The organism is Hoeflea sp. BAL378 (genome assembly GCF_000759435.1).
Classification (GTDB): Bacteria; Pseudomonadota; Alphaproteobacteria; order Rhizobiales; family Rhizobiaceae; genus Hoeflea.
Genome location: NZ_JRJG01000079.1, coordinates 1 through 16763 on the forward strand (window position 1 = coordinate 1; position 16763 = coordinate 16763).

A 16763-nucleotide genomic window follows, 5' to 3' on the forward strand; every position below is an offset into this window, starting at 1 on the left:
CGGCTCGAGGCCTGGCGCTCGCGTCTCGACCGCCACGCGCTGTCGCTGCAGGCGGTCCCGCGCCGCATCGCCGAGACGCAAACCCGCGGCCGCGACCGGCTGACTGGCCTCGACCGCCGCGCCGACATCGCCCTAACCCAGATGCTGGGCCAGCGCCGCCGCGGGCTCGACGCCCAGGCGCGGATGCTGCAGTCGCTGTCCTATCACTCTGTGCTCGGCCGCGGCTTCGCGGTGATCCGCGACGCGGACCGGACGGTGCTGTCGCGCGTGGCCCAGGTCGACGCCGGCAGCCTGCTCGCCATCGAATTCGCTGACGGCGAGATCGCGGCGCTGGCGCAAAGCACGGGCCAACCTGTCGCCGCGCAGAAGAAGCCATCCCGGGCCAAGCGCGGCGAACCCGGCCAGGGCAGCCTGTTCTAGGGCAGCGGCGGCATCAATCCTCGTTCATTCTTTCCGGCCCAGGCTTAACTTGAGTTGTAGCCCCGGCAACGTTTGGAACATATAAGGAACAAATGAGCGGAAAGACACTCGAATCAAAACTGGCGATTCTCAGCGACGCCGCCAAGTACGACGCCTCCTGCGCCTCTTCGGGATCGACGCGACGCGACAGCCGCGACGGCAAGGGGCTGGGGTCGAACGAGGGGACCGGCATCTGCCATGCCTACGCGCCCGACGGGCGCTGCATCAGCCTGCTCAAGATCCTGATGACCAATTTCTGCATCTATGACTGCGCCTACTGCATCAACCGCGTCTCGTCGAACGTGGCCCGGGCCCGGTTCTCGGTCGACGAGGTTGTTCGCCTGACGATCGATTTCTACCGGCGGAACTATATCGAGGGACTGTTCCTGTCCTCAGGCGTCATCCGGTCGCCGGATGCCACCATGGCCGACATGGTGCGGATCGCGCGCGATCTGCGCGAGAAGGAGAATTTTCGCGGCTACATCCACCTCAAGACCATCCCCGACGCAGCACCCGAGCTGATCGCCGAGGCGGGACGGCTGGCCGACAGGCTGTCGATCAATGTCGAGCTGCCGACCGATGCCAGCATGCAGGCCTTTGCCTCGGAAAAGAACCCGGGGCAGATCCGCCGGGCGATGGCGGACGTGCGGCTGCGCAAGGAAGCCGCCCGGGACGTGACCCACACCGGCCGCAAGGCGCCCCGTTTCGCGCCGGCGGGACAGTCGACCCAGATGATCGTCGGCGCCGACGGCTCCAACGACGCCGCGATCCTGGGCGAATCCACCCGGCTCTATTCGAGCTACCAGTTAAAAAGGGTCTATTATTCTGCCTTCTCGCCGATTCCCGACAGCTCCTCGCGGCTGCCGCTGGTCTCGCCGCCGCTGGTGCGCGAACACAGGCTCTACCAGGCGGACTGGCTCTTGAGGTTCTACGGCTTCGATCTCAAGGAGATCGTCAGCACCGCCAGGGACGGAAATCTCGATCTCGAACTCGATCCGAAACTGGCCTGGGCGCTGGCGAACCGGGCGGTGTTCCCGGTCGACATCAACCGGGCCGACCGCGAGCTTCTGCTGCGGGTGCCGGGCTTCGGGGTGAAGACGGTCGACCGGATTTTGAGCACCCGCCCCTACCGGACCATCCGCTACGAAGACGTTGTGCGCATGGGCGGGATGATGAAGAAGGCGGGGCCGTTCGTGACCGCCCAGGGCTGGTCCTCCGGCGGGCTGATCGACACGGCGCGGCTCAGGAGCCGGTTCCTGCCGCCGCCGGTGCAATTGTCGCTGCTGTGATGCGGCACATCGTTATTCCGGATACAGGCACGGCGGCGGCCTGGCGCGAGGCGGCCCGCGCCTGTCTGATGCAAGGTCTTTCGCCCGCCGACATCGCCTGGGGCAGCGAAAGCAGCGAACGCGGCCTGTTCGAGGACCAGCCCGTTTCCTGCGCCGCGCCCGTCAGGATGACCGTGCCGCGCAGTTTCGTCGAACTTGCCGAAGCTGTCTGCTGGCATCGCGATGAGGATCGCTTCGCGCGGCTTTATGCATTTCTCTGGCGATTGAAGGATGCGCCGCAGCTGATGTCCGACCGCGGCGACAGGGATCTGGCGCATCTGCGCGCCATGGAAAAATCCGTCCGCCGCTGTCAGCACAAGATGAAGGCCTTCGTCCGTTTCCGCGAAATCGGCAACCGCGACGATCCGCGGCGCAGCTTCGCGGCCTGGTTCGAGCCGACCCATCACACGCTCGAACCCACGGCGGATTTCTTCGTGCGTCGCTTCGCAGACATGGACTGGCGCATTGCAACACCGGACCTGACCGCGATCTTCGAACAGGGCGCGCTGCGCCTTGCCCCCGGTCATCCCAAGCCGGCGCTGCCCGATGACAGCAGCGAGGCGCTGTGGCTCACCTATTTCCGCAGCATCTTCAACCCGGCCCGGCTGAAAGTGCAGGCCATGACCTCGGAGATGCCGAAGAAATACTGGAAGAACCTGCCCGAGGCCGCGACCATTGCCGATCTCATCGCCACCGCCCCGGCCCGCGCCCGGGCGATGGCCGAGGCGGCGCCGACCCTGCCGCCGATGCGCGCAGAAAAGGCGCGGCTGCAACTCGCCGCGCATGAGTCGGCCTGGAGCGGACCGACAGAGGCGCTTCCGTCGGCCATTCGCGCCTGCACCCGCTGCCCGCTGCACAGAACGGCGACCCAGGCGGTGCCCGGCGCCGGTCGGCTGGACGCGGATCTGATGATCGTCGGCGAACAGCCCGGCGACCAGGAGGATCTGGCCGGGCTCCCCTTCGTCGGTCCGGCCGGGCAATTGTTCGACAGGATCGCCCAGTTAGCGGGACTTGAAAGGTCGGAGGCGTTCGTCACAAATGCGGTCAAGCATTTCAAGTTCACGCCGCGCGGCAAAAGACGGCTGCACCAGAGGCCCAATTCGGGCGAGATCGAGCATTGCCGCGGATGGCTGGATGCCGAGCGCAGGCTGGTGCAGCCGAAACTGACCCTCGCCCTCGGCGCCACCGCCGCGGAAGCGCTCACCGGATCGGGCGCCGGCATCCTCGCCCGGCGCGGCACGGTAGAACAGCTTGCCGACGGCACGCCGGTGCTGGTGGCGGTTCATCCGTCCTATCTGCTGCGCCTGCCCGATCCGGTGGAGCGGGAGAGGCAGACCCGTCTGTTTGAAGAGGATCTTCGTCTTGCTGCGGACATGGTCCGGCGGCTGAGAGCTGAGGCCGGTGCGATCCGGGCTGCTTCGACCTGAGCCTCGAGCCGGTACCCTTCACCGGTTGCGCCTACTCGGGAACAGTCAGCGACTTCCCACTCACGCGCCAAGCGCGGCAATAATGGCCTTCATAGCGCGCGCGGCATCGTTGGGATCCAGCCGCAATTGAAGGCCGCGCTGGCCGGCATTGATGAACACGTAGGGTTCCGAAAGCGCCGCCCGTTCAATGGCGGTAGGGACGGCCTTCTTCTGGCCGAAGGGGCTGATTCCGCCGACATGATAGCCGGTCACGCGTTCGGCTTCGGCCGGCTTCATCATCGCGGCCGATTTTCCGCCGAGCGCTACGGCCAGCTTCTTCATGCTGACTTCGCGGTCGGAGGGCAGCACGACGCAGACCGGTCTCCCGTCGAGTTCCGCCATCAATGTCTTGAGCACAAGCGACGGCGGTTCGCCCAGAGCTTCGGCGGCCTGCAAACCAATGCTGTCGGCGTCCGGATCGTATTCGTAGGCATGAACGGAGAAGGCGATGCCCAAGTTTGCAAGGAACTGGGTGGCGCGGGTTGTCTTCGCCATCTCGGCTCCCCTCAGGCGAAGAACCGCTCATAGATGTCCGGCTTGAAGCCGATGAGCAGCCGGCCGTCCGCCTCGAGCACCGGGCGCTTGATCATCGAGGGCTGCGCCAGCATCAGCGCGATGGCCTTGCCGGCGTCGAGGTCCTGCTTCTGAGCGTCATCAAGCTTGCGGAAGGTGGTGCCGGCGCGGTTGAGAACGGTCTCCCAGCCGGCCTCGTCGCACCAGCGCTGAAGATGCGCCCGGTCGATGCCCGACACCTTGTAGTCGTGGAAGGCCGCGTCGACGCCATGCTCCGCAAGCCAGGCCCGCGCCTTCTTCATCGTGTCGCAGTTCTTGATGCCATAGATGGTGACGGTCATGTCCGGCCTTTCACTCCTGTCCGACGCACTGCGTCGGTGCCGATGGTTCGGCATAGCAGCCTATCTCCGATCGGAATCGCTTGGAAGCCTCTCCCGACCCGGTCCCGGACGCGGCTTGCCGTCCCGCCGCTCAGGCAAGCACCTTGTGCCCGAGCTGCATGTCGAGCCTGCCCACGAAGCTCTCCATGCTGGTTTCACCGAGGTCGACCTTCTTGGCGCCGCCGCCGGCGATCACGGTGACGTCCGCAAAGCCGAGTACCTTCAGGATCATCCCGAGATACTGGGTGGCGATGTCGCGGTCCCGGATCGGCGAGCCCTCGCCATATTCGCCGCCCGAGGCGATCAGCAGTGTCGCCTTCTTTCCGGTGACCAGGCCGCGGCCGTCATGGCCGAGGGTCAGGCCCTTGCGCACGATGTGATCGATCCACGCCTTGAGCGCGGCGGGGATGTTGAAATTGTAGACCGGAGTGGCGATGACGAGTTCGTCGCACTGCAGGAGTTCCCGGACGAGCCTATCGGAGAGCGCCAGTTGCGCCTTCATCTCCGGCGTCTGCGCGTCGGGTGACGTGAAATAGGCTTCAAGCCAGGGCCTCGTCACATGGGGCAGGGCCTGTTCGGCAAGATCGCGGGTGACGATCCTGTGGTGCGGGTTGAGCGCCTGCCATTCGGCAAGGTAGCGTCGCGTCATGTTGCGCGACACCGAGGCGTCGCCGCGCGGACTGGTTTCGACAATAAGAAGTCTTGTCATGCTGCTTTCCTTTTCCTGCCTGGAGTATGAAGGCGAGGCTAGGACTTCCAGCTCTCCTGCGGGAGTGATATAAATCCGATAATCTCCATCACTTCAGGTGATAGTCCCGTGATTTCATCGTTGAGCCTTGACCAACTGCGCGTGCTGGTGGCGATCGCCGACACCGGCAGTTTTTCCGCGGCCGGCCGCGCTTTGCGCCGGGTCCAGTCCGCCATCAGCCAGACGGTGGCGACACTGGAGGCGTCCCAGGGGGTGACGCTGTTCGACCGCAGCGGTCACCGGCCGGTGCTCACGGAGACGGGCCGGGTGCTCGTGCAGCAGGCGCGAATGGTGCTCGCGAGCGCCGCCCGTTTCGAGGCCGTGGCCGCGGGATCGCGTCAAGGCATGGAGGCGGAGCTGGCGCTGGCCATCGACCCGCTGGTCCCCACCGCGCCCCTGATCGGCAGCCTTCGCGCGCTGCACGAGACCCATCCGCAATTGCAGGTCAGCTTCTCGACCGAAGGGCTTGGAGGCGCGCTCCGCCGGTTGCGCGCGGGCGACGTGTCGCTGGCGCTTTGCCTGCTGCTGCCCGACGTGCCGGAGGATGTGATGGCGACGCCGCTGATCCGGATCAGCCTCTTGCCCGTGGCTGCCGCAACCCATCCGCTGGCGAGGCTCGGCCGTCCGGCGACCCGCGTCGATCTGGAGAGCCATGTGCAACTGGTCCTCGCCGACCCGGCGGGCCGGGACGGACCGAACTACGGGCTGACCGGCTCGGCTCCGTGGCGGTTCGTCGATCTTGGACGGCGACTGGATTTCCTGCTGGCGGGTTTCGGCTGGTGCCGCATGCCCGGGCATCTCGTCAGGGAGCACCTGGAGGCCGGGAGCCTGGTCAGGCTCGCGCTCGATGACGATACCAGGGGGACAGCAGATCCGCTGACGATTTACGCGGCGCATCTCGCCGACCGGGTGCCGGGCCCGGCGGGCCGCTGGCTTCTGGGCGACCTGGCGGCGCGATTGGCGAACTGAGCCGCCCCGTCCCGGGATGGGTCCTGGGGAAGTGCCGGACAGGTGCGAACCGTCCGGCGCCCGGAAGGATCGCTGCCTCTGCCCTATCGGGATCCTTCGACGCTTGCCACCGTGTCGCGGATGGTCGTCGCCGCCGGCCTCGGCGCCCAGCCAAGGTCCCGGAGCGCTTTGGCGTTCGAGACAGGACGATACTTGCCGAGTTCGAACAGGCGGGATCGGGTGACCGGGTCGAACAGGGCGGACAGCCGCACCAGCCAGTCGGGCAGCCTTCGCCGAGGAACGCGTTGTGCCGAGGATGGGCATTCTTGCCGGATGGTTTCGGCGATGTCGGCCATCCAGAGCACCGGGCCCGAGGCGATATAGCGCTGTCCCGCCGCGGCCTCTGCCGTCAGCGCACGGACATGAAGATCGGCGACGTCGCGCACGTCGACAACAGGAAAACTGATGCGCGGCAAGCCGGGCAAGGATCCATCGATCAGCTTCGCGACAATCTGAGCCGAAGCTGACCGGTGCCTGCCGATTGCCGGGCCAAGGATCGCGCCGGGGCAAATGGTGACCAGTTCTACCCCGTCCGGATGCTCTGCATGCCATGCCCATGCCGCGCGTTCGGCGGCGATCTTGGAGCGTTCATAGGCGGAGGTGTCGGTCGGATCGGGGACAGACCAATCCTCCTCCGTGAACGGCTCCTGCCGGCTGCCGCTGCCGTAACTGATGGCCGCCAACGACGATGTCATGACGACGCGCCGCGCCCCCTGGCGGGCGGCGGCGCGCAGGATCCGAAGCGTTCCTTCGCGGGCCGGGCGAACAAGCTCGTCATCCTTCTTCGGACTGGTCGCCGGAAGCGGAGAGGCGATGTGCAAGACGTAGGAGCATCCGGCCATGGCCTGGTCCCACTCCTCGTCGGCGTTGAGATCGGCCTGCGCAAATTCGAGCCGGTCGACATTCGCGACGCTCGCCAGTTCGGACGAGATCCGGGGCGCCTTGGCACTATCCCTGAGGGTGGTCCTGACCCGCCATCCGGCGTTCAGCAACGCGACGATGCAGAAGCTCGCGACATAGCCGGAGCCGCCCGTGACGAGCACGATCTCCCGGGCGGCGTCCGGGGCATTTTCTCCCGCGCTCATTTGGCCGCGCCTGGCGCGGCGAGGTCCCGCAGCGCCGCGATGCTGCGCTGCTCGTAGGTTCCGAGCGCGTCGCGTCCCCTGAGGCTCGCGCTAAGCCTGGTGTCGCGCCCGACCGGAACGAACAGCGGGGTTCGCGGATCGGTGGCTGCGTCATAGATCGTGTCGGCGACCGTCGCCGCGTCCCCGATCCAGCCATCTCGGTATAGGGTGCTGCCGAGGAACTCGGCCCGTTCGGAAATGACGGCCCAATAGGGCGAATCCGGCCCGTAGCCCGGCGTCACCGGAGACTTGTCGCGAATATCGGTGGCCGTGAGGCCGGGTTCGACGACGGCAACGCGCACGTTGAAGGGGCGGAGTTCGTAGAACAACGCCTCGCTGACCGCTTCGAGCGCGTGCTTGCTGGCGGAATAGAGACCCTGACCGACATCGGACGCGAAGCCGAGCCCCGAGGACACGTTCACGATCACGCCGTTGCCCCGTTCCCGAAAGTAGGGAACGAGCGACCGCATGATGCGGAGCGGCGCGACGAGATTGGTCTCGAAGGTCAGGTCGATGCTGGCGTCGTCGGACAGCTCGATGGGGCCGAATGTTCCCACGGCCGCATTGTTGACGATGACGTCGGGAACGCCGGAGGAGATGACCTTCGCCAGAGCCTCATCGGTCGCCGCGCGATCCTGGAGGTCAAACACCGCATACCGGGCCGTGAGCCCCTCGGCAGCGAGGTGCTTCTCGAGTTCCGTGGCCCGCTCTTTCGAGCGGACCGCCGCCGTCACAGTCCAGCCCGCCGTGGCGAACCGCCTGAGGGTTGCCAGGCCGATGCCCGAGCGCGCTCCCGTGATCAAGACTTTTCCAGCCATTTTAGTCAATCCGTCCAGTGGTCAGATTGTTGCAATCTGACCACTGGTTGGTTTATTGTCAAGCCATGATCGAAAAGCTCTCTCCGCATGCCAGCCGATTGCCGAAGTCGATGACTGATCGGCCCTATCACCACGGAAACCTGCGTGAGGCGATCGTCGCCGCCGCGCTCGACGTGCTGGGCGACAAGGAGCCGTCCGAACTGTCGCTTCGCGATCTCGCGCGCATGGTCGGCGTCGGCCACAGCGCGCTCTATTCCCACTTCCGTGACCGCGGCGAATTGCTCGCCGTTATCGCGGGAGAGGGTTTCCGGATACTGCTGCTCGAGCTGAGACATGCGCTCGGGAAAGGAACGCAGGATCCGTTGGCCGCGCTTGTCACCGCTTATCTTCACTTCGCCAGGACGAACCCGGCGCATTATCGGACGATGTTCCGGCCTGAAAGCGCCGCGCCGGAAAATGCAATCCATGTGGAAGAATGGTGCGGCGGATGTTTCCAGACACTGCTCAGCACTCTCAAGGAGCAGCGGCATCTGCCCGAGGAGAAGGCTTTCGACTGCGCCGTGGGGATCTGGAGCACGCTGCACGGGCTGGCGCTGCTGGGGGATGCCGCCGGGCCCCTTCACCAGAAAGTGCCGAAAGAAAACGAAGTGGATCTCGCCATCAATTTCGCCAACGCCCTGGTCGGCGCCGAGTAGGCCCGACGGGATCACCGGCCTGCAGGTCTGGTGTCTTCCCCTCACTCCCCCGAGGCCATCAGACCGTGAAGGCGGCGACATCGGGCCGGGACGGCAGGTCCATGGCACGCATCCTTCCGGCGGCGCGACCGTCGCCGCCGGCCCGCGAAAGCCGTCTCCTGCACCATCCGTCTATTTGCCCTCGATCCGCCCCTGAGAGCCATTTTCGATCTCGCTCCTGATCGTGCTCCAGGCCGGATCATCGGCATAAAGGGCGGACCTGAGATAGGCCCAGGTGATGCGCTGGACGGCGGCAACCCGGTCGGGACTTTCGTCCGATGTTTCCGCCGCATCATAGCCCGATATGCCGCCGAAGATATGCCCGGCATCTGTCAGGGACAGCAGCGATTTGGGGCCGGGAGCGAGATGGTACGCATCGGCCCGCCAGTCCGCACGCTCGGAAAACATTGGGTTGATGTCCTTGTCGCCGGTCACGACCAGGCAAGGCGTCGCCATGCCGCTGAAGTCGCTGTTGACCAGGGCCGGATAGAGGTCCGCAATCCTTGCCGACGCCCCGTTTCCACTGCCCGGCGGCGAGAACAGGACGGCCGCCTTAATCCGCGGCTCGGAGAGGTCGACGTCATCGCCGCTTGCGGGATCCTTCACGCGCATGCCGGCCAGCATGGCGACCGTGTGCCCGCCCAGGGAATGGCCCACCGCAGCGATGCGGCTCCTGTCGATGCGACCCGCTAGGCCGGGAACGGTGGATTCGATCTCATCGAGATGATCGATGATGAAGCTCATGTCCCGGGGGCGCGATGTCCAGAACAGCGGCCCTTCGGGCCCGGTCGTGTCGAGACCGAGGGTCTTCGAGTTCTGGTGGGTCGGGATGATCACCACGAAGCCATGGGCGGCATAATAATCGACCAGGGGTCCGTAGCCCCGCATCGAGGCGATGAAGTTCGATGAGCCGTGGCCGTGCGACAGCAGGATCACCGGCAGCCTTTCGCCCGTCGCCGGGACGACCACCCGCATTTCAAGCGGCGCCTGGCGTCCCGGGACCTCGAACGTCACCGGACTGAAGGAAAGGATGGGTGTCGCCATCGGCACAGGCGGTCGGTCAGGCTTCACGGTTGGTTCAGGCATGGTCTTGGTCTCCATTTGCGCGGATGATGTGTCCGGGGCGGGCTTTGTTCAGGCCGAGCCCAGAATGTCGTCGATGAGGCCGGCCTTCTGCAGGGGTTGCCACTGCAGGCGCTGCCGTGTCAGGGCGCTGGAGGCGGGAACGTCCATCCTGGCGATGCGGTCAAGCCAGCCGAAATGGCCTGCCGAGTCCGCTTCCGAAAGCGACGTCACCGGCACATCCAGCCGCCTGCCGATCGCTTCGGCGACGGCGCGGACCGCCACGCCTTCCTCGCCCACCGCATGATAGCGCTCGCCACTCGCGCACTTGTCGAGGACGAGGCCGTAAAGCCGGGCGGCGTCGAGCCGATGCACCGCCGGCCATCGGTTCTGTCCGTCGCCCACATAGGCCGAGACGCCCTGCTTGCGCGCATGGTCCATCAGGTAGGACGCAAAGCCCTGCCGGTTCTGATCGTGGACCTGCGGCATCCGGAGCACCGACACGCGCACGCCGCTGTCGGTCAAGGCCATGGCCGCCTGCTCCGACACGCGCGGCATGCCATGGGCGCCCGCAGGCAGGATGTCGGTCTCGGTCGACACCCGCCCCATCAGCGGCGGCAGGCCCGAGGTGACGATGAAGCGTTTGTCAGATCCGGCAAGCGCGCTGCCCAGCGCCTCGATTGCGATGCGGTCCATCTCGCAGTTTTCCGCCATGCGCGAGAAATCGTGATCGAAGGCGGTGTGGATGACGGCATCTGCCTGTTCCGCGCCCCGGCGCAGGCTTTCCGGATCGCGCAGATCGCCCTCAAGGAATTCGCAACCAGCCTGCCGCAAGGCATCGGCCGACGCTTCCGACCGGGCAAGACCGAGCACCTGGTGTTTCTCGTTGAGCAGGTTGGCCACGATCGCCGAACCGATGAATCCGGTCGCGCCGGTCAGGAAAATTCGCATTCGATAGTCCTCGAATTGGGTGGGATCAGGTTAGTGCAGGAGAGCAGACTTCGCCGGCGCGGCTACCAGGCCACCGGTCCGTTCTCATCCGAGAAGGTTCCCGTCGGTCCATCGTCGCCGATCAGGGCCAGGCGCACCGGTTCGCGCGCACCCTCCTCCACGCTGCGCGTGCCGTTGAAGTTGTTGAGCGCGGTCGAGGTGAAGCCGGGACAGGCGGCGTTGACCTTGATGGTGGTGCCTTCGAGTGCCAGCGCGAAGGCCAGCATCACCGCGTGCGCCGCCGTCTTCGAGACGGAGTAATTGCCGAACATCCGCCGGTGCGGATTGGCCGGATCGGAGTTGAGGGTCAGCGAGGCACCCGAGCTCCCGGTGATGACGATGCGGCCCGCGGGCGACTCGCGCAGAAGCGGAAGCATGGCCTGCGTCACGGCGATGACGCCGAACACATTGGTTTCGAACACCGTCCGGATGTCGGCAAGAGGCGCGTCGGTGAGCAGGTTTGTCCGGACAGCCTCGGCGAAATCCTCGCTCGGCCTCGCGCGCGAGATCCCGGCATTGTTCATCAGGATGTCGAGGCGGCCGAACCTCGAGCGGATGAGAGCCGCCGCCCGGGCGATCGAGGCTTCGTCGGTGACGTCGAGCTGGATGGCATGGGCTCCCGCTCCGACGTCCTGCGCCGCCTTCTCGCCCTTTGCGAGGTCGCGGGCTCCGACCATCACGGTCACTCCCTGTGCAACCAGGTCCCTTGCGATCTGGAGGCCGATGCCCTGGGTCGCTCCGGTGACGAGGGCAATGCGTTCGTCCGACATGATGGATTTCCTTCTTTCAAAGCTGGCTTTTCGGCGCCCGACGGCGTATTAAGCGGAACAGTCTTCCGCCTATATACGGAACAATGTTCCGCTTAACAAGTGTGAAATGGGGAAAGTTTGACGTCCATGCCAGGCAGATCATCGCAACGGACCGTGCGCGCGGATGCGCAGCGCAACATCGAGACCCTGGTGCGGACCGCCCGGGACGTGTTCGCCACGTCCGGTGTCGAGGCGCCGATGCGCGAGATCGCCGAAAAGGCAGGGGTTGGCGTCGGCACCATCTACCGCAACTTCCCGCAGCGCTCCGACCTGATTGCAGCGGTGTTTCGCAGCGAGGTCGACGCCTGCGCCGACGCCGCGGCCAGCCTTGCGGAAGCCTTTCCTCCGGGGGAAGCGCTCGACCGCTGGATGCAGCGCTATGTCGACTTCATCGTCGCCAAGCGCGGACTGGCCGCCGCCCTGCATTCGGGAGACCCGGCGTTCGAAGCGCTGCCGGCCTATTTCGACAGCCGGTTCGAGCCGGCGCTGCAACGATTGCTCGATGCCGCCGTCACCGCCGGAGAGATACGGCCCGACGCCAATCCCTATGATCTCCTGCGGGCGGTCGCGAGCCTGTGCATGCCGTCCAGCGACGGCAATCCGTCCGCCGCTCGGCGGCTGGTCGCGCTGCTGGTCGACGGGCTGCGTTACCGCGCGGCCGGTCCGCAGGGTGCGGCTGGGGGTGCTGCTCACACGCCCGGCTAGAGTCTCTCCATCGTGACAGCAGGCGCGCGGCTGGAGGTCAGGCGGCTTCGTTTCCCGGAGTCCCGCCAGTCCGCCCCGGAAGAACGGCGTCCGCTATGATCGCGAAGAGATGGTCCGCCCGCGGCACCAGCGGCGGCTGGTCGGCGAGCCAGGCCAGGGCGCTGATCAGCGCGAAGAGATCGTTGCCGTCCATGTCAGGCCGCGCCAGCCCCTTGGCCTGCGCCCGTTCTAAAAGCCCGGCGCCCGCCTGGCGCAGATCCACGCAGGAGGAATGCAGGGCGGAGGTTTCGTCCGTGATCGCGGCCACCATCGGCGCGATGACTCCCTTGTAGCTGTGCGTCACCACGATCGCCTCGCGCAGCCAGCTCAACAGCGCCTCGTCGGCTTTTTCGCACCGCGCCAGTTCGCCGGCCCTCGCGGTCAACGCGTCGAAGCGCGTGCGGAGCAGGGCCTCCAGCAAGGCTTCCCGCGTCGGGAAATGACGATGCAACGTTCCATCGCCAACGCCTGCCTTGCGGGCAATGTCCCGCAGCGACGCATCGGCGCCGTCCTCGGAGAGAAGGTCGCGGGCGACGGCGAGGATGTGGTCGTAGTTCTTCCGGGCGTCTGATCTCATGATATCCCTTGACAAATGGAGCGGCGCGCCGTTTAAACGGGGCATCGCTCCACTTAATGCGGGGCAGTGCTCCAGCTATAGCACGCCTGCCGTGAAAGGACAAAGCCATGTCGACTGAAACAATGAAAGCCGTGCGGATCCACGAATTCGGCGGCCCGGACGTCCTGCGCTATGAAGATGCGCCGAAACCCGTGCCGAAGCCGGGCGAGGTCCTGGTCCGCGTCCATGCCATCGGCCTCAATCCTCCCGACTGGTACCTGCGCGACGGCTATCGGGCGCTGCCGCCGGAATGGCGGCCGCAGGTGGATTTCCCCCTCATTCTCGGAACCGATATTTCAGGCGTCGTCGAGGCGGTGGCCGAGGGTGTCGAGGGCTTTTCCGTCGGCGACGAGGTCTATTCCATGGTGCGCTTTTTCAGCGTCGGCGAGAGCAAGGCCTATGCGGACTATGTCAGCGTGCCGGCGGCGGAGCTTGCCATGAAGCCCGCCGGAATCGATCACATCCATGCTGCCGCAGCCCCCATGTCGCTGCTCACCGCCTGGCAGTTCCTGGTGGAACTCGGCCACGGCGAACCGAACCCGCTGCAGCCCCGCCCGCATCGGCCGGTCCCGCTCGAGGGCAGAACCGTGCTGGTCAACGGCGCCGCGGGCGGCGTCGGCCATTTCGCGGTTCAGGTGGCGAAGCTGAAGGGGGCGCGGGTGATCGCCGTGGCCTCTGGCCAGCATGAGGCCATGGTGCGCGACCTCGGCGCCGACGACTTCATCGACTACACGAAGACGCCTGCCGAGAACGTGGCCCGGGACCTCGATCTTGTCCTCGATGCGGTGGGCGGTCCGACAACGGGCCGTTTTCTGAAGACGCTCAAGCGGGGAGGAGCCCTGTTTCCGGTCTACCCGCTCGGCTTTTCCGATGCCGAGGAGGCCGAACGGCGGGGCATCACCGTCTCCGCCACGCAGGTCCGTTCCAGCGGAGCACAACTGGCGGAGCTTGCCGGCCTGCTCGAGGACGGAACGATCCGCGCGGTCATCGACAGCACCTATCCGCTTGCCGAAGCGCGCCAGGCGCATGAACGGGCCGCCAGGGGCCATATCCAGGGAAAGATCGTGCTGACCGTCGGCCAGTGACCGGGAGGAACTCGACATGCTCATACTCATCGGGTACATCCACATCGATCCGCCGGACGTCGACGCATTCCACCGCGACGTCCGGGCGATCAGCCGCAGCACCAGGGCCGAAGAGGGATGCCTGTTCTACGGCTTCGCTCTGGATGACAGGCCGGCAGGGCGCTTCCTGGTCGCCCAGCGCTGGCGGGACCAGCAAGCGCTGACGGCCCATCTCGAAAGGGCGGAGACTCGGGCGTTCCTGACAGACTGGGGCGACCGGATGAAGGCCGACCTTCAGACCTATGAGGTGCATCAGGACAGGCGCGGCCCCGATTGAACTGCCGGCTTCGGGCCAGGGCCGCACATCGTCCCGCGAAGCTGGCAGGGCCGACACCGAGCTCACGCCGCGCGCAAGCTTAATACCCGGCTCGTGCGCCTGTAGCCGGCGAACAGACTGACCTCTCCCCAGGGAGTCGAGGAGCGGTCCGGCTCTACAGCGTAGTTTCTTGGAGGAAGCGTGGCCCTGGATTTGCTCAATACCGTCGTCGATCTCGCCAATCGCAGAGCGGACGACATCCCGCAGAGCGCGCGCCGGTTCGCTCTCCTTTCGCTTTACGACTGGCTCCTGTGCGCCGTCGCGGGGAGGCCCGAGCCTGTGGCGCAACTCATCCGCAGCTACGTCCGCTCCGAGGCAGCCGCTCCGGTCGCCTCGATGATCGGCGACGGAAAAACCAGTCCCAGCCTCGCGGCGCTGGTCAATGGCACGACCAGCCACGCTCTCGATTTCGACGACACGCATTTTGCCCATATCGGACATCTTTCGGTCGCCATCTACCCAGCAGCTTTTGCCGCGGCCGAAGAGACCGATGCGGATCTTTCCCAGGCCGTCGATGCATTTCTGCTCGGCGCCGAGGCTGCCATACGGGTGGGACTGACGCTTGGCGCCGAGCATTACAACCGCGGTTTCCACCAGACGGCCACTGCCGGCGCCTTTGGCGCCTGCCTTGCGGCTTCGCGCCTCTACGGCCTGAACAGCGATCAGATCCGCACGGCGATCGGCCTTTGCGCAACGCGCGCCTCCGGGCTCAAGTGCCAGTTCGGGACGATGGGGAAGCCTTACAATGCCGGCATTGCCGCCTCAAACGGCATCGAGACGGCCAAGCTGGCGCTGCTCGGCTTTTCCGCCCCGGAAGACGGCCTGATGGGCGATCAGGGCTTCATTCCGACGCATTCCAACGACCCGCAGCCGGCGCCGCTTCAAGAAGACCGGTATCTGTTCGAGGATATCCGCTACAAGTTCCATGCCTGCTGTCACGGCACCCATGCCATGCTCGAAGCACTCTCGCTTGCGATGGACGGGCGGCGAATCTCCCTCGACGAGGTGAGATCCTGCCGCGTCCGGACAAGTCCGCGCTGGATGAATGTGTGCAACATTCAAAAGCCGGCTACCGGCCTTGAAGTGAAGTTCAGCTATCGCTGGCTGGCCGGGATGCTGCTCAACAACGACCCCACCGGCTCAATCACGCTCTATACGGACGCGTTGGCCGACGATCGCCACCTCGCTGCGTTTGCGGAGCGCGTGGAGGTCATCCCCGATGACGCTGTCGGCTACATGCAATCGGAGTGCGAGCTGGTCCTCACCAGCGGCGAACGGATCTCGACGCGTTTCGACCTCGAAGATCCCATCGCCCCCGACGAGATCGAACGGAAACTGCGGAGGAAGGCATCCAGCCTGTACGGTGACCGGACCGGTCCGTTCGACCGCATCCTCGACGCGCATGGCAGCCTCAGCGCGCGGGATGTCGCGATCCTCCTGCGCGATTTCACCTAGAGCCTGCGCTTGCGCCTTCATCGCGCCGCGGCGCGGACTGCAGGATAGTGCGCCCCGGGCCAAAGCCCGTCTTCTATCAACCGGCCAACAACAGACTTGAGCTCGCCGGCAATGGCCTCGGTCGCCCGCGTGGTGGGGCGCGACACAGACTGGACGATGTAGGCATTGCGCTTGAGGGCAATATTGCTGAACCGCCGCACCGAAAGCCGCCCGGCCCGCTGCTCCTCCACGACGGCGTGAAGCGGCAATATGGAATATCCGTATCCCGCCTCCACAAGCCTCTTGATGTTGCGATAGCTATCGAGCTCGATCGTCGGCTCGACCGACATTCCCCTGGCGCCGAAGATGTCGTCGAGCATGATCCTGAGCCCATGCGCCTTGCTGGGCAGTATCAGCGACTTGCCGCTCAAATTCTCCAGAGCGATCCCGCCGTCATCCATTTCGGCGTCAGCGGGCGCGAGCAGCACCAGCTCTTCCTCGAGCAAAGCCTCGGAGCGCACGCTGGAATCCTGAAAGTCGAGATAGATCACCGCAAGGTCGATATCTCGCGCCAGGAGCCAGTCCAGCACAAAGCCGCTCATTGCCTCCGCGATGATGATCTTGACGCCCGGAAACCGGTCGCGGCACCGCATGATCAAAGGGACCGAGAGGATTTCGCCAATTGTCCCGGGAAACCCTAAGCGCACCGTGCCGCCCGGTTCCTTGCCGAAATTGCGCACCTCGTCTTCGGTCTGCTCGATATCCGCAAGAATCGCCCGCGCCCGCCGGGCAAGCAATTCTCCCTCCTCGGTCGGGACCACTCCCTTGGGCCCGCGGACAAGCAGTTTCACCGACATCGACTGTTCCATATTCCGGACATGCAGCGACAAGGCGGGTTGCGCGACGCTCACCCGCTGCGCAGCAGCGGAAAACGAGCCCTCTTCGATGATGGCCAGAAAATACCGGAGTTGCCGGATATCGAACATGGGCAGACTTTTTTGTTATTGCCGACAGAACAATTATATATTTGCTGTATGTCCGGCCGCGAGTCCATACTCACACCAAAGATTGGATTGAACTTACCCCCGCG

At 65.6% G+C, this 16763-nt stretch carries 19 protein-coding genes; 9 read left to right on the forward strand and 10 right to left on the reverse strand.

Going from position 1 to position 16763, the window contains the following annotated elements; genetic code table 11:
- The 3 genes from LL06_RS16915 to LL06_RS16925 form a co-directional block, all read left to right on the forward strand.
- On the forward strand, nucleotides 1-420 hold a 420-nt coding region (locus LL06_RS16915; RefSeq protein ID WP_035529525.1), incomplete at its 5' end, for an exodeoxyribonuclease VII large subunit.
- A 92-nt stretch (nucleotides 421-512) separates the two neighbouring features.
- Nucleotides 513-1748, forward strand: coding sequence for a putative DNA modification/repair radical SAM protein (locus LL06_RS16920; RefSeq protein ID WP_035529528.1), 1236 nt, complete (start codon nucleotides 513-515; stop codon nucleotides 1746-1748).
- Nucleotides 1748-3214 carry a UdgX family uracil-DNA binding protein gene (locus LL06_RS16925; protein ID WP_035529530.1) on the forward strand — a complete coding sequence of 489 codons (1467 nt, stop codon included), beginning with the start codon at nucleotides 1748-1750 and terminating at the stop codon, nucleotides 3212-3214. Before LL06_RS16920 ends, LL06_RS16925 begins: the two co-directional genes overlap by 1 nt.
- Before the next feature lie 60 nt (nucleotides 3215-3274).
- Here LL06_RS16925 and ybaK read toward each other — a convergent pair whose 3' ends face one another.
- The 3 genes from ybaK to LL06_RS16940 form a co-directional block, all read right to left on the reverse strand.
- Nucleotides 3275-3748, reverse strand: a complete 474-nt coding sequence (gene ybaK / locus LL06_RS16930; protein WP_035529531.1) for a Cys-tRNA(Pro) deacylase — start codon at nucleotides 3746-3748, stop codon at nucleotides 3275-3277.
- A gap of 11 nt (nucleotides 3749-3759) precedes the next feature.
- Nucleotides 3760-4107, reverse strand: coding sequence for an ArsC family reductase (locus LL06_RS16935; protein WP_035529533.1), 348 nt, complete (start codon nucleotides 4105-4107; stop codon nucleotides 3760-3762).
- A 130-nt stretch (nucleotides 4108-4237) separates the two neighbouring features.
- A complete protein-coding gene (locus tag LL06_RS16940; RefSeq protein ID WP_035529535.1) occupies nucleotides 4238-4855 on the reverse strand; it encodes an NAD(P)H-dependent oxidoreductase in 618 nt (205 codons plus the stop codon).
- Between the two features lie 120 nt (nucleotides 4856-4975).
- Here LL06_RS16940 and LL06_RS16945 point away from each other — a divergent pair, with 120 nt between their 5' ends.
- Nucleotides 4976-5863 carry a LysR family transcriptional regulator gene (locus tag LL06_RS16945; protein ID WP_201772350.1) on the forward strand — a complete coding sequence of 296 codons (888 nt, stop codon included), beginning with the start codon at nucleotides 4976-4978 and terminating at the stop codon, nucleotides 5861-5863.
- Between the two features lie 83 nt (nucleotides 5864-5946).
- Here LL06_RS16945 and LL06_RS16950 read toward each other — a convergent pair whose 3' ends face one another.
- Both LL06_RS16950 and LL06_RS16955 read right to left on the reverse strand, forming a co-directional pair.
- Nucleotides 5947-6987: an aldehyde reductase gene (locus tag LL06_RS16950; RefSeq protein ID WP_052161667.1), complete on the reverse strand. Its 1041-nt coding sequence runs from the start codon at nucleotides 6985-6987 to the stop codon at nucleotides 5947-5949.
- Complete coding sequence (locus LL06_RS16955) at nucleotides 6984-7844, reverse strand: SDR family NAD(P)-dependent oxidoreductase (protein WP_081964033.1); 861 nt, start codon at nucleotides 7842-7844, stop codon at nucleotides 6984-6986. The genes LL06_RS16950 and LL06_RS16955 overlap by 4 nt, the downstream gene beginning before the upstream one ends.
- 65 nt (nucleotides 7845-7909) lie before the next feature.
- Between LL06_RS16955 and LL06_RS16960 the strand changes: the two genes are divergently transcribed.
- The gene (locus tag LL06_RS16960) at nucleotides 7910-8539 is read left to right on the forward strand and encodes a TetR/AcrR family transcriptional regulator (RefSeq protein ID WP_052161669.1); all 630 of its coding nucleotides are present in this window, start codon (nucleotides 7910-7912) and stop codon (nucleotides 8537-8539) included.
- Between the two features lie 171 nt (nucleotides 8540-8710).
- Here the strand turns inward: LL06_RS16960 and LL06_RS16965 are convergent, their stop codons facing one another.
- The 3 genes from LL06_RS16965 to LL06_RS16975 all read right to left on the reverse strand — a co-directional run bounded on the left by LL06_RS16965 (nucleotide 8711) and on the right by LL06_RS16975 (nucleotide 11400).
- Nucleotides 8711-9664, reverse strand: coding sequence for an alpha/beta fold hydrolase (locus LL06_RS16965; protein WP_035529591.1), 954 nt, complete (start codon nucleotides 9662-9664; stop codon nucleotides 8711-8713).
- 48 nt (nucleotides 9665-9712) lie between these two features.
- Nucleotides 9713-10591: an SDR family oxidoreductase gene (locus tag LL06_RS16970; protein WP_035529539.1), complete on the reverse strand. Its 879-nt coding sequence runs from the start codon at nucleotides 10589-10591 to the stop codon at nucleotides 9713-9715.
- Between the two features lie 62 nt (nucleotides 10592-10653).
- Nucleotides 10654-11400: an SDR family NAD(P)-dependent oxidoreductase gene (locus LL06_RS16975; protein ID WP_035529541.1), complete on the reverse strand. Its 747-nt coding sequence runs from the start codon at nucleotides 11398-11400 to the stop codon at nucleotides 10654-10656.
- Between the two features lie 126 nt (nucleotides 11401-11526).
- Here LL06_RS16975 and LL06_RS16980 point away from each other — a divergent pair, with 126 nt between their 5' ends.
- Complete coding sequence (locus tag LL06_RS16980; protein WP_052161670.1) at nucleotides 11527-12144, forward strand: TetR/AcrR family transcriptional regulator; 618 nt, start codon at nucleotides 11527-11529, stop codon at nucleotides 12142-12144.
- A gap of 37 nt (nucleotides 12145-12181) precedes the next feature.
- Here the strand turns inward: LL06_RS16980 and LL06_RS16985 are convergent, their stop codons facing one another.
- On the reverse strand, nucleotides 12182-12760 hold the full coding sequence (locus LL06_RS16985) for a TetR/AcrR family transcriptional regulator (protein ID WP_035529545.1): 579 nt from the start codon (nucleotides 12758-12760) through the stop codon (nucleotides 12182-12184).
- A 107-nt stretch (nucleotides 12761-12867) separates the two neighbouring features.
- Between LL06_RS16985 and LL06_RS16990 the strand changes: the two genes are divergently transcribed.
- From LL06_RS16990 to LL06_RS17000, 3 genes are all read left to right on the forward strand, one after another.
- Nucleotides 12868-13884: an NADP-dependent oxidoreductase gene (locus LL06_RS16990; protein ID WP_035529547.1), complete on the forward strand. Its 1017-nt coding sequence runs from the start codon at nucleotides 12868-12870 to the stop codon at nucleotides 13882-13884.
- 16 nt (nucleotides 13885-13900) lie between these two features.
- The gene (locus LL06_RS16995) at nucleotides 13901-14200 is read left to right on the forward strand and encodes a putative quinol monooxygenase (RefSeq protein ID WP_035529549.1); all 300 of its coding nucleotides are present in this window, start codon (nucleotides 13901-13903) and stop codon (nucleotides 14198-14200) included.
- A 180-nt stretch (nucleotides 14201-14380) separates the two neighbouring features.
- Entirely contained in the window at nucleotides 14381-15694 is a 1314-nt protein-coding gene (locus LL06_RS17000) for an MmgE/PrpD family protein (protein WP_081964034.1), read from the forward strand.
- A 17-nt stretch (nucleotides 15695-15711) separates the two neighbouring features.
- Here LL06_RS17000 and LL06_RS17005 read toward each other — a convergent pair whose 3' ends face one another.
- Nucleotides 15712-16659 (reverse strand): LysR family transcriptional regulator, encoded by a 948-nt coding sequence (locus LL06_RS17005; protein WP_035529551.1) that lies wholly within the window; start codon nucleotides 16657-16659, stop codon nucleotides 15712-15714.
- Nucleotides 16660-16763 lie beyond the last annotated feature (104 nt).